This window comes from Chitinophagales bacterium, from assembly GCA_041392475.1.
Classification (GTDB): Bacteria; Bacteroidota; Bacteroidia; order Chitinophagales; family UBA2359; genus JAUHXA01.
On record JAWKLZ010000001.1, the window covers coordinates 978,293 to 991,572 of the forward strand.

At 39.4% G+C, this 13,280-nt stretch carries 7 protein-coding genes; 5 read left to right on the plus strand and 2 right to left on the minus strand.

The annotated features are described in order from the left end of the window. The first annotated feature begins 35 nt into the window (after window positions 1–35). Window positions 36–1,472: a hypothetical protein gene (locus R3E32_03675; GenBank protein ID MEZ4883815.1), complete on the plus strand. Its 1,437-nt coding sequence runs from the start codon at window positions 36–38 to the stop codon at window positions 1,470–1,472. Window positions 1,473–1,503: 31 nt separating this feature from the next. Here the strand turns inward: R3E32_03675 and R3E32_03680 are convergent, their stop codons facing one another. After that, window positions 1,504–5,955, minus strand: coding sequence for a hypothetical protein (locus R3E32_03680; protein ID MEZ4883816.1), 4,452 nt, complete (start codon window positions 5,953–5,955; stop codon window positions 1,504–1,506). 281 nt (window positions 5,956–6,236) lie between these two features. Between R3E32_03680 and eno the strand changes: the two genes are divergently transcribed. Further along, entirely contained in the window at window positions 6,237–7,526 is a 1,290-nt protein-coding gene (gene eno / locus R3E32_03685) for a phosphopyruvate hydratase (protein MEZ4883817.1), read from the plus strand. Between the two features lie 277 nt (window positions 7,527–7,803). Next, window positions 7,804–8,760, plus strand: coding sequence for a hypothetical protein (locus R3E32_03690; GenBank protein MEZ4883818.1), 957 nt, complete (start codon window positions 7,804–7,806; stop codon window positions 8,758–8,760). A gap of 218 nt (window positions 8,761–8,978) precedes the next feature. On the opposite strand, the gene R3E32_03695 is transcribed toward R3E32_03690, so the two are convergent. Then, window positions 8,979–9,566: a hypothetical protein gene (locus R3E32_03695; protein MEZ4883819.1), complete on the minus strand. Its 588-nt coding sequence runs from the start codon at window positions 9,564–9,566 to the stop codon at window positions 8,979–8,981. A 348-nt stretch (window positions 9,567–9,914) separates the two neighbouring features. Between R3E32_03695 and R3E32_03700 the strand changes: the two genes are divergently transcribed. Both R3E32_03700 and R3E32_03705 read left to right on the plus strand, forming a co-directional pair. After that, complete coding sequence (locus R3E32_03700; GenBank protein MEZ4883820.1) at window positions 9,915–10,964, plus strand: hypothetical protein; 1,050 nt, start codon at window positions 9,915–9,917, stop codon at window positions 10,962–10,964. 324 nt (window positions 10,965–11,288) lie between these two features. Next, window positions 11,289–13,034, plus strand: coding sequence for a T9SS type A sorting domain-containing protein (locus R3E32_03705; protein ID MEZ4883821.1), 1,746 nt, complete (start codon window positions 11,289–11,291; stop codon window positions 13,032–13,034). Window positions 13,035–13,280: the final 246 nt, after the last annotated feature.

A 13,280-nucleotide genomic window follows, 5' to 3' on the forward strand; every position in this document is an offset into this window, starting at 1 on the left:
TTTTAAATTCAGACATAAAGCACGCCAAGGCTTTAGTGAATGTACTTATGGCATTGGGCAGTGAAGTAAATGCCCCTAATCCCACATCCCTAAGTTTGAGTCCATTTTTTCAATATCATTACTCGATACTTGGAAAAGTAATGAAAGATTTTGGCGAAGAACTTAACGGTGCAGACAAGTTAGCGTTAAAATCAGATTTGCGGCAATTATTTTTCAAAAAAATGCCCTATCAATCGGAGTACAAACTCTCTACTGATTTTACAACAATACGCAAACCCGAATCACGGACATTGGCAGAACGAGGATTTGTCAATATCCCAAATGTACGCATTTATGGTAATAAACCTATAGACATTGGATATTATATTTCATGTCTTAATCTACATCTTTATGATGAAAAACATCCTGCTGCTTGGAGCGTTCCTTTGGATAATCTACGAGTAGATTTACAATCCGATAAAATAAGTGTTGTCGTTCAGCAACTGTGTAATGTCTTAGAAGATGAGAATCTACCTTTTGCCGAAAGTACAAAAGTTACGAACACTTCTGATTCGAGTTATACGGTTCCAGAATTTATTAGTCCATTGATTGAGAAGTTCGATAATCTGCTTTTAATCAGTAGAGTGCGCTATGGAATGAAAGTGTATAAACCTTACTGTGGTGAACAAAAAAAGGGCGGACGCAAGAAAACTTATGAAGATGAGCCTTATTATTTACAAACCGAGCGTGTGCGTAAGTTTAAGCATCGCAAAACCAAGCAATATTTTAGTAAAGCCCAACGCCCCATTTTTGATTTAGCTACTGATGATGAAGTAGAATATGAAACCACTTTAGCAAAAGGACGCAAAATCCTCGTTCAAATTTATCGTTGGAATGATGTGCTTTTGCGTGGTAAAAATAGCTATAAAATGGAGGATAAGCCATTTGATTTGGCGTGTATTCGATTCATAGACAAAGAAACGGGAGCTTGTTTATTCAAGCGAGATATGTTTGTGGGTGTATGGGGCAAAAATCGCAGAACGCACACCACACTCGAAATTCAAACGGACTACAAACATCGCTATGATATTGAGGTTCATAATCGTTTCAGTAAACAGCAATTCTTAGCCGACAAATACCAAACATCTAATGTAGAGGCTTTGGATGCTTGGTTATGGACAGTACAGCTGACTTATTGGCTTTTGTACTTTGCATCCACAGAAACCGAAGTTTGTGTCAATCCATGGGAAGAATATCTGCCTGAAGTAAAAAGAGCTCAACAGAACAAACAGAGAAAGTCAGTTGCAATGACCCGAAAAGGAGCAAAAAGACTTTTTTCTACTTTTGATATTCGACCCTTCAAACCTCAAGAGTCTAAAAATGGAAAGGGGCGTAAGAAAGGAACCGTCTTAAAGCAGAAACCGAAGCAGAAACCAAAGAAAAAACTCAAAAATGAACAAAATTACAAGCAAAATATTGAACAAATCAAGTGATAATATAAGAAAATATTATTATGTTTTTAGCTCAACCGAAGGTTGAATGGGATTCTTTTGTCCAAAGTCTAATCAAAATAAAGTGGTGTTTTTTGCTAAACTGATCGATCAATCCTATCAAAATTGTCAAAGCATCTTCTTCTAAAAACCTATTCCACCACACTTCAATATCACTAAAAACCAAGGTAGATTTGGCAGGTAATTTCGCCAAACATTGTTCCAGACTACCCGTCTGATTGGTAGCTGCACAGATAGATTCTTGAAGTTCTTTCACAGTCCCCTGTTTGCCGTGGGCGGGGATTCTAAAGACGTTTTTAGAGAGTCTTTCGCTCGCCAAATATTCCGAAAAGTGAGATTTTCCCACCAAACTTTTACCCACAATCAGCACGACACTATTTCTACCCTCCATATTTGCATTTTTGTATTGCGTCAATTCCCTTTCTCTGCCGAGGTAATTTTGCTGCACGGGTAGTTGTTTACCTTGAAACAACTGCTTGTAATAGAAAGGCAGCGAAGCTGCAACAACTGCTTTTGGATACATGGCATTCACAAAAATCAAACCTTGTTCTACATTGTTTTTGAGTTGGTATTTGAACTCAAACAAAGAGACATCAGATTCGTATTTCTTGGCGGTCAATGCCTTGTTCAGAGTCGTATAAATGCCATTAATTTGGGAGTTGACCCTATTTTTGATGCGAGCAATCCCCTTTTCTCGTTTTGACACATTGATAAATCGGTTCCAATTGTCCGCATTTTCGACCAAAAATCGGCTATCAAGCTCCATCTGCAAATCATACAATATAGCCCGAATGTCCTCTTCAAACCTTATTTTGGCGATTTTGAAAAGCTCGTTTTCATGCTCAAATTTTTGCCTCACCGTTTGCAGCAACTCCTTAATTTCCTGTTGTTTTTTTGACTCCCTCAGCGAATACTTCAACAGGTTCACGCTATTGATCTGATTGTAATAAATATTTGAAGCTTCCGCCAAATAATGTTCAATGTGATTGTAAATAGGCCCATTCAGTTTGGTTTCCAAAATAAAATCTACAATTTTGGACAAATCCAGATTTGTTGGCAAAATGCCCTCCATCTGCAGGTCTTCAAAATCTTCAACCAATGTTTTGCTCATCAAAACTGCATCATAATCTACCATTGAAGGTACATCCTCCATTTGTTTTACAATCAAATTAATTAAGCGGTCAATCCCAATAAACTGGTTTTCATGCACATCAAAGTCTTCGATTGATTGGGTTTTCAATCCACCATCAAATTCTTCAATCACCTTTTGCATTGTAGTCACATGCCCCGAAAACTGCTCTTCAATAGGACGGTTCACTTCCTGATCCAAGGTTTTTAGCATATCACAAATCCCCTCATTGATCAACAGATTAACTTGTGCAAGTTCTAAATTCGTTTCCAGAGAAGTATGGAGAACGTTTTGATTGTTGCTCCAATTTGAAGGGAAAAAAGCAATGTTTTCGGTAAATCTATGGACGTTTCTTTTGTTGGTTTGCAGCTTTATAGCCTTCAATTTTGCAGCCGTATCAGGGTCTTGACTGATGGTGATGATCTCGTTTGAAAAGTTTCTAAACAAAGACAAGCCTTCAAATTCCATTTGCATTTTTAGGTCTTGGAAAAAAGACATTTGTTGGACCAACAACTCTGTCAATTCAGCTACAATCAAAGGCATTTCGGGCTTCAATATGGCCGTATGCCCAGTGAATCCATCAATTTCAAATAAGTGATAGGTCTTTGAAATGATGTCACCTATGGTTTTGGATAGATTTTCAAAACAGTCGTTTCCAAAGGTCAAATAGAGGCGGTTGAAGGCAGGAGTCAATCGGGCAGATTGAAGCATTGCAGCAATTTTCCGCAACTTTATAGTTTGCGTTTTACCTGATTTTGTGACCTTTATTTTCTTAGGCACGGTGTCAAATATTTGCTCTATTTCAAGCCCAAACTCCCTGTTACTTTCCGAAAACAATTCACTCAGTATCGGAATTTCCCTTTGACGTATTTGCTTCAATTTCAGTTGAAGCTTATCCAACATCTGCGAAAACTCTTGGTATTCCTCCTTATCCGTTTCGGCTTCATTCCCCATGCCTTTTATTTCGGTCAAGGTCAGATGGTACAGTTCCAAATATTTTTCTTGAATAGGCGAAAACACCTCTTCTACAAAATCCGAAAATTGCTTGTCCAAAGCAAATTGTAGTTCACTGACCGCTGTTGCCAAAGCAACATCTTCTACTGCCAATACATCGGGAAGAACTTGATTTTTAGCACCTTGACTATTGGAAGTCACTGCAACGGTATTGGGTGTCAAGACCTGAACTTCACCAAATTGGGTAGAAGCCTTCACCAGCAAAGTCGTGCCTATCGTGCCAACCAAATCATTCGTTCTGCTCACAAAATTTTGTGCCTCCTCCAATTTGACGGCAGGAATACCAACCAATATTAAATCTGTTTCGGAAGAATAAACCTTCATCAATTCGTATAAGGGGCGTTTGTCCACCGCATTTCCAATCACCTTGACAGAAGCAACAATCCTGCGTTCTTCCAAGATTTTTTTGATTTTCTTCTCTATTACCTTCTTGTTGCTATTCGTATCTTCAACGAGCAGTACCCTAATTTGGGCATTGCGCCATAGATTTGAAGCCAATAAAAACTTGGAAATGTTCAACATCAATTCGGCATTATTCCCAAAACCCCTCCACCACAGGTCAATTTGTTGGTATTTTCTGAACCCAAAACGCCAATCATAATCAAGGTACAACACATTGTAATCCAAGTCTATCAACTTTTGGGTCATTTGGGCAAACCAAATGGGATCAGCCGTATTTTTCGCCCAACCCATGAGAATAGTATTGGGTTCAATACCCGAAAAACCAAAAGTAGAAGCAATGGTTTCGATGCCTTTGAAGATGTTTTTGACTTCAATTCGCCTCCCAAAAACACCGTATTGTTTGAGCAACTCGTCCGTTACACTTTGCTGGTGTTTGGGAAATAAAAGTGCGGCTTCTTGATTTTCATGTAGGTCAAAATTGGTCACAATTCCACGATTACCCACCAATTCTTTGCTGAATTCGAGCAGGTGTGAACGTTGATTGGTGCCGCCACTAAAGAGCAAAACATTGGGTTTCCAATTTCTTTTGTGGTCTTGTTTTTCATCCATTCGGCGCAGCCCTGTTTTGACCACAGACGACCATACACTTTGCCAAACATCGCCCGAACCCAAAGCCAATTGTTTTTTAGCCAGCCAGAAATAGATTCCCCCAATCACGATAAATGCCACCACCATCGCAATCATATCCAAGCGAAACATGACAACAAAGGTGGCAATGAATCCTATCAATCCCACCCATTTTTTGACTCTAAATGTGGGATTAAAATCAGAGCTTGCCCAACTCTCCAAGTAAAACGAAAGATTGATAAACCCATAAGCTGCAAGGTAAAACATCGAACATACCCTTGCAATCGTATCCAATTCTCCAATCAAAATACCTGCTTCTGCAATGAGTACAGTAAGCAATAAGGCATTCCGAGGATCATTCCCTTTCCCTACGCCTGTGGCAAAAAAATTGGGAGTGATTTTGTCCACCGACATGGCCTGCAATATTCTGGGCGCACCCAAAATACCGCCAAGCGCAGAAGACAATGTTGCTCCCCAAATCCCTGCAACGACTGCTGGCGCAAATAGTGCCAATTTGAGCATGATGTTGTTGTCACTTCTTAACAACCCGCCATCAATGGTATAAAAGAGGAACACCGCCAACGCAATATACACTACAAAACCAACACCAATCGCCCATAAGGTACCCAGTGGAATGGATTTTTTGGGATCTTTTAAGTCCCCCGACATGGCGATTCCTGCCGTAAAACCAGTAACCGCAGGGAAAAATACTGCAAAAATGACTTCCATCGAAAGGCCTTCGGAAGGTGGTAAAAAAGCCAGTGTTTCGGGAACTTGAGGAGAGACTCCAAAAAATATCGACACCAAGGAACACACTATCGCTGCCATGATAAAAAACTGTGCTTTCAGAGCCAAAGAGGTGCTAATAAGTGCCAAAATCGCCAAAGAGAGCAAGGCCAATGAACCACCCATTCTAAGTCCATTGATACTCGCATCCAATCCAAAATAGGGGTTGAAACTTTCTGCAAAACCAATGAGATAGAGCGCAATACTCATGGCTGTGCCTACAAAGAGCGTCACACCGATTGCTCCTCCAATGGGCAACCCGAGGCTTCTGGAGAGTACATAATAAACTCCTCCTGCACCTACTTTTTTGTCGGTGGCAATTGAGGAAATACTGAGTCCTGTGGTTATCGAGATAACATGGGCAATGACGATGATGGCAATAGTACCAATCAACCCTGCATTACCAACTACCCAACCCAAACGCATGTACATGATTACGCCTAAGATGGTCAGTAAGGAGGGAGTAAACACTCCAGCAAAAGCCCCGAATTTTTTTTGGTTTGCCATTCAATAATTTTTTGAGCCTAAAATTAGTCTTTTGTTTGTGAATAGAGACCTCTAATTTGGAGTGCTTGTTTGGAGGGGAGCAAAGATACGATTAAAATTGAAGGGGAAATTTTGCATTTATGAGAGCTTGCGACTATCTATAATTTGTCATGTATTTAGATATTTTTTATTAATTCCTTACCTTCGCCATTGTTTCGCCTTCTTTATTGAAGGAAAAGCAAACTTATTGAAGAGCAAACTACCACAAATAGGTCATTTTATTTTAACTTATATTTATTCCTATGAGTATTATTACGGATATTACAGCAAGGCAGATTCTCGATTCAAGGGGAAATCCAACTGTCGAAGTAGAAGTACAAACAGAAAACGGTGCGATTGGACGTGCAGCAGTGCCTTCAGGAGCTTCAACAGGCAAACACGAAGCAGTTGAACTTCGGGATGGTGTGAGTGATTATTATATGGGCAAAAGTGTATTGAATGCCGTAGAAAATGTGATGACTACTATTTTCAATGAGTTAGAAGGAGTCAGCGTTTTCGAGCAAGCGGCAATTGATTATCTGATGATTGAACTGGATGGCACACCTAACAAAAGCAACTTGGGTGCAAATGCTATTTTGGGTGTTTCACTTGCAGTAGCGCAGGCTGCTGCTGCTGAAATGGAGCAACCTTTGTTCAAATACCTCGGTGGTGTGAATGCCCATACCCTTCCTATTCCGATGATGAACATCATCAACGGTGGTTCTCATGCCGACAATAGCGTGGACTTTCAAGAGTTTATGATTGTTCCTGTTGGTGCAGAGCGTTTTTCGGATGCTTTGAGAATGGGTGCGGAAATATTTCACAACCTCAAAAAAGTATTGCAGAAAAAAGGGTTTTCTACCAATGTTGGAGACGAAGGTGGATTTGCACCAAATTTGGGTTCTAATGAGGAGGCAATTCAGGTGATTTTGCAGGCCATCGAAAAAGCCAATTACCGACCAGGTGAGGATGTGATGTTGGCCATGGATGTAGCTTCTTCTGAGTTTTACTTGGGTGAGGAAGGTTTGTATCATTTCCACAAATCAAGTGGTGACAAACTGACTTCCAGCGAGATGGCTCAATTTTATGTAGATTTGGCTAAAAAATATCCCATTATTTCGATTGAAGACGGTATGGACGAGGACGATTGGGATGGCTGGAAAACTTTGACCAACTTGATTGGTGATAGCGTTCAATTGGTGGGTGATGATTTGTTTGTGACCAATGTCAACCGCCTTCAAACGGGTATTGACCAAGAGATTGCCAATGCTATTTTAATCAAAGTGAACCAAATTGGCTCTTTGACCGAAACCATCAACTGTGTGCAATTGGCGGGAAGAAATGGCTACAATAGCGTGATGAGTCACCGTTCGGGTGAAACCGAAGATGTGACGATTGCAGATTTGGCAGTGGCTTTGAATACAGGGCAAATCAAAACGGGTTCACTTTCTCGTTCTGATAGAATCGCTAAATACAATCAGTTGTTGCGTATTGAAGAACAATTGGGTGACTGGGCGTACTATCCTGGAAAGGAGTATAAATTTGTGCGTTAATTAGTTGCAATAAACTCGCCAACGTTTCTCAAACTTGGCAAATTTTTCAATTCCTAAAAAGGTGTTATTCTCCAAAAAAATTAAGAGAATGACACCTTTTATATTTTTCGTATTATCTTTACAATAAAGAGATTATATGAATGATATAAAAAATAAAACTAATCAAGTGGTTATGATACTATTTGCAAGTTTTTTCCGAAATAACAATACAAATAAAAGGAATCCTCCTATTTTTGTAGCTTTTATATTTTAATCCTTCACTATAAAACCTCCTGTAATGAAAAAACATTTTTATTCTGTATGCGTTTTTGTAATTTTTATTTTGTCTTCCGCTTCGTTCAATTCACTAATAGCCCAAGCTTCTTACACCAAAAAAGTAAATGTCATCGTGACCGACGAAATGAACGGCATTTCTACGGTCATTGACACTCTTCTATCAAGTCAATCTGCTGCCCAACAATTTTTAAGATTGAGAGGCTATGACGATGCGGGTATCAACCGTGCGGCAAGTGCGAGCAAAGGACAGCGAAAAATCAGTGTTCGTACCAAAGAAATTTTGGAGTCTGAGTATTACAATGTCGAAACAGGGGAAATCAACTTGGATAAATACTTCAAAATTCCTGCGGGAGCTACGGTCAAAGAAGTGGACGGGGTGAGAGAAATTGAGTGGGTCGAAACGGATGGAAAAGGGAATATGACTTTGCGTTCGGCTACGGTGAACATTGCAGAAAGCAAACGGCTTCCTCAAAATACGACAACCTATGAAGTAGAAGTTCCTGACCAACAAATAAACTCAAGCTCACCTACCCCTGAAAGTTTTGAATATCTGGAAGATATGAGCAATGTAGAAGAAAATCGCTCTATCAAAGCCTATCCAAAATTCACTGTCACGGTAGCAACTACTGATATTTTTGACCTCAATACGCTGGATGAAAAAGCAGCTTGGCTGCAAATGGCAAGTGGCTTGAATGTAGAAAATTTTATGGTGACACCTGACTACCATAAGGGAGAATTTTTATTTGCATTTGACTTGGCAGAAGTTGCAGAAGATACCAAACTGGAAATTTTTGACATCGTTGGTTTTCCTGTTTACACCGAAGATTTGTCGAATCTTTCGGGCTCTTATTCCAAATTTCTACCCGACTTTAATCTTTACAAACGGGGTACTTATTTGGTGATGATTAGCCAAAAAAGTACCAGTCAAAAGTTTACGCAGAAGGTGATTATTGAGTAAGTTAAGACACGAGACGTAATAAACTTAAAAACAAAAAAGCGACTCTATTCGGAGTCGCTTTTTTGTTTGGGGTTCTTTGAAGATTTTTGTGGAATCGGTAAAGACTTCGGCAGTTTCGTAAAAAATTAATCTTCAACAAAATACCTTGGTATTCCTTTCAAAGGATAAACTACCGAAGTCATATTTAACAGATTTTGTCAAAGAATCTTTTGTTTTTATCACCAAGGTCTTTCCATCTCGATTTTGCACATACAACCCCAATCATCGCAAACTTCATTTACACAGGTCAAGGGCCTTCTACTCGCTGTATTATCACCCAAGGTATATTCAATCACATCCGAAGACAATTTAACCACTTTGGCATCTCCTACCTGTAAGCCTTTTTGGTTCGTTGTTTGAGGATTTACCAGTTCAAAAACGGTCATTTGTCTATCAGCAAATGGCATTTTCCTCAAAGCACCATAGGCTCTACTTGAAGGATTCGAAGAATCATTGTCCGCTAATGTACCCAAAACGCCAACAGCAGTATTTTGAGGATCAGCAGCATTTGTTTTTACATAGCGCATAAGTCCCACTTCAATTTCATTGGGTAAATTGCCATTATCTTCTACCACAATTTGTATGCTGTACTTTGCGCCTTTTTCGGGCAGTACTTCAACAATTCTGCCCACCGCTTTGATGATTTTGACGGATTGTACATCATCACTGCTGCTATTTACATTAGCTGCAAGGATGGATTCACTTTGAAAAACAAATAATATGCTTAAACAAACTAAAAAAACAAAGAATTTTTGAAAAATTTTCATTTCTTGAAGGTTTTAAATGGTAATAAAAAATTGAGTGAAAAGGTTATTTATTGTCTTTTTAACACCCACAAAGATAAGGCAACCCAAAACCTTCAACGAACCAAAAACTTTCGTTTATTAATACTCAAATCACCTCAATACTTCAATAAACAGATGCTAACCAATGCGATAAATGAACTTCAGTTTGAATTTCAAAAGGAATTGTAGTCATTTTCGATTCAAATTTCCGATGTTCTTTCCTATTTCCCTTTTTTAATGAGAAATTTGCACGCTTGATAGTGACTGAAAAATGGTTGTTTTGCAGTCATCATCAAGCGTATTTTTTTCTTATTAAAAAATAAACACAAGATGAAGTCAATACATCTTTTAGGAATTCTGATTCTATCAATTTGTTTTTTAACTGCTTGTGGCAATAAAAATGGACAAACTCCTTCTGCCGACATGGGGAAAGATTCTCTCAGTATGGTGAAGGAGATTGCATTGAGAAATGAGGTCAGCAGCCGAGCATTGAAGGACAGAATTGCAGATTTTAAGCTACTTTGCAGTATTCAAAAAAAGGGAAAATACAACATACATATCCTCAATGGAGATGGAACAAATTTGCAGCAAATAACCGACGACAAAGGCAATGACTTGCTGCCCAAATGGTTGCCCGATGCTACGGGTTTTGTTTTTGAATCTGACCGCAATGGAAAACCGCATACCTACTTTTTTTCGCTTGAAGATTCGCTCTACAAGCAGGTCAGTCGCTTTGACTTCAAAGAGCGTTCACCCAGTGCTTCAAAAGATAATGAAATCTTATTTACCAGCGACAAGGATAAGGCACAACACATTTACAGAATGGATAGAAATGGGGACAATCTGCAAAAACTTACGGCTACGACCTACAATGATGCCTATCCTGTTTGGTCGCCCGATGCCCTTTCATTTGCTTTCCATTCTTTTAGACACGACAACCAATCCGAAATTTTTGTGGCAGATAGAAGTGGCAGCAACTTAGTACGCATTACCGACAACAATGCACTTGATTTCACACCCGATTGGTCGCCTGATGGCAAAGAATTGGTATTTGTGTCCAACAGAACAGGCAATTATGATATTTTTAGAGTAAAAGCAAATGGAGAAGGAGAACCTGTCAACATCACCAATACACCCGATATCAATGAAATGATGCCTACTTGGTCCCCTGATGGCGCATACATTGCTTATGTAGCATCTACGCTCAACGAGAGTCATGTGTATGTCATGACTGCTGACGGTGCGGTTTCGGCAAGGATTACCCCCAACAATATGGTAGCTACTATGCCCAATTGGAGACCGCCTACCGAAATGGAAAAAGCTATGGACGCAGACAAACCTTCTACAACACAAAAAGTGGAGGTGCGAATTGGTGATTGATAATCACTCGAACAGTGTCTAACTTACGCCTTATTTCCCCTTGAGAGGGCTATTTAGGGGAGGAAAATGGAATATTAAAGCAGCAAATCTCTCAAAACGAATCATAAAGTCCTAAATAGAGACTCACCATACCAACACCCTATCTATTTGAGAGAATCGCTGCGTTGCTGCAGAACTATTAAGAATTTTCTATCCCAGTGTAATAATTCGGGCAATATTGTAACTTTACAGCTACCCTTCAAAGGACTGATAAATCGTATTATAACCACATTGAATCTTTACCTTTGGACTGCATTTTTTATCAAAACTTAGAAGAAATTTAAAATGAAAAAAATTGTACTGTTTTTAAGCCTGTTTACTTTCTATTACGGGTATTCTCAAAGCTTGCCGATTAATTTTGAAGGCGCTGTAACTACCTCCGACTTTGTTGATTTTGATGGAGGAACAGCAACTGTGATTGCCAATCCTGTAGTAGAAGGAATCAACACCAGCACTACCGTAGCCCGTATTATTAGAGATGGTGGAGCTGTTTTTGCGGGCAGTAAAATTTTGCTATCCTCCAATTTAGATTTCTCTACACTGACAAAAATTTCCATGAAAGTATATACGACTGCTCCTGTGGGAACAGTTGTCAAATTCAAGCTCGAAGGAGAAGGTCCCTCGGTAGATAATGTGGATGCCTTCACAACTACTTCTGGTGAGTGGGAAACCTTAGAGTGGATTTTTGCGGGTACACCAAATAACCTGAACGAAATCGTATTCATGTTCGATTTTGGCAATATAGGAGATGGATCTGCCGCTTCTACCTTCTATTTTGACGATATTGAGCAAATTGCAGGCCCTCCCGCTCCAAGACCTACCTCCTTACCTATCGATTTTGAAACAGGAGTCGTGACCAGCGACTTTCTTGATTTTTCGGGAGCAAAGGCAACGGTGATACCAAACCCTCAAATGAATGGCATCAATACCAGCAATACGGTTTGTGAAGTCGTGCGAAACGGAGGTGAGTTTTGGGGCGGAAGTAAAATATTGTTATCCGACAACTTGGATTTTTCTACTATGTGGCATATTTCCATGAAGGTATATACAGAAGCTCCAGCGGGTACACGGATCAAATTGGAATTGGAGGGTTCTAGTGGCTTGTACAATTTAGATTATGTCACTACGGTATCGGGAGAATGGGAGACCGCCAGTTGGAACTTTGACAATCAGTCCAATGCTTTCAACAAAATAAACTTTATATTCGATTTTGGCAATGTAGGAGATGGATCTGCCACTTCTACCTTCCTATTCGATGATGTCGAACAGTTCGTGGGGCCCTCATTGCCTAATCCTTTACCAACTACCTTGCCCATCGACTTTGAAGCGAGCGTTGTTAGCTCTGACTTTGTAAACGTATTTGGTGCAATAACAAGCGTAGTTCCCAATCCTAAAATAGACGAAATCAACCCCAGTACTACTGTTGGTCAGTTTGTTAGGAGTGGTGGAGCACCTTGGGCGCAGAGCAAAATTGTATTGACAGACTTCATGGACTATACCACCCTTAGTGCCCTCTCGATGAAAGTCTATACAGATGCACCCGTAGGAACTTTATTGAAGTTTAAAGTTGAAAGTACCGAATCGGGAGCTGCGAATGAAAAAAATGTCTTTACCACTGTGTCGGGTGCATGGGAAACCTATTATTGGGATTTTGCGGGAGATCCACCAGTCTACAATGTGTTGACGTTCATGTTGGGTTATGCTACCCTCAATGATGCTTCCCCTAATGCTACTTTCCTGTTTGATGACATTGTACAAACAAGTCCAGAAGCCGTAAGTATTGATCCATTATCGAACATAGAAGGAGTACACTGCTTCCCAAACCCTGTAAAAGATCACCTGACCATAACTTCCGAAAACCACACTATTGAAACCATCACTATTTTTGATACCCTTGGGAAGGAGATTTTGGTTTTGCACCCAAACAGTAGTAAGGCAAGTCTTAAAGTAGCTGATTTTGATAGCGGAGTTTATATCGCAAAAATTTCGACTCGTACAGGGGTGGTTAGTATGAAATTAATAATCGAATAGAAATTTCTTAAAGTTTCTATTCGATGGTACTATTCAAATGAGGCTTTCTTTGTTTTTCATCAAAAAACCCACTACATTAGAGGAAAATTAAGATTTGTTAATATTGAACTAATTTTTGTCATTGGATGTTTTCAAGACAGAAAGTGTAGATACCTTTCCCTTTTTTTTCTTAATTTCTGATAAATGAGTTGATACCAATTCATTTAACATTAGTTTTTTGAATTTGAAGTTTCACTAACTGTCTTT

Bases quoted from the DNA above. Each gene is read 5' to 3' on its own strand.
- R3E32_03700 (MEZ4883820.1), top strand. From the start codon at position 9,915: ATGAAGTCAATACATCTTTTAGGAATTCTGATTCTATCAATTTGTTTT.
- R3E32_03705 (MEZ4883821.1), top strand. From the start codon at position 11,289: ATGAAAAAAATTGTACTGTTTTTAAGCCTGTTTACTTTCTATTACGGG.
- R3E32_03695 (MEZ4883819.1), bottom strand. From the start codon at position 9,566: ATGAAAATTTTTCAAAAATTCTTTGTTTTTTTAGTTTGTTTAAGCATA.
- eno (MEZ4883817.1), top strand. From the start codon at position 6,237: ATGAGTATTATTACGGATATTACAGCAAGGCAGATTCTCGATTCAAGG.
- R3E32_03690 (MEZ4883818.1), top strand. From the start codon at position 7,804: ATGAAAAAACATTTTTATTCTGTATGCGTTTTTGTAATTTTTATTTTG.
- R3E32_03680 (MEZ4883816.1), bottom strand. From the start codon at position 5,955: ATGGCAAACCAAAAAAAATTCGGGGCTTTTGCTGGAGTGTTTACTCCC.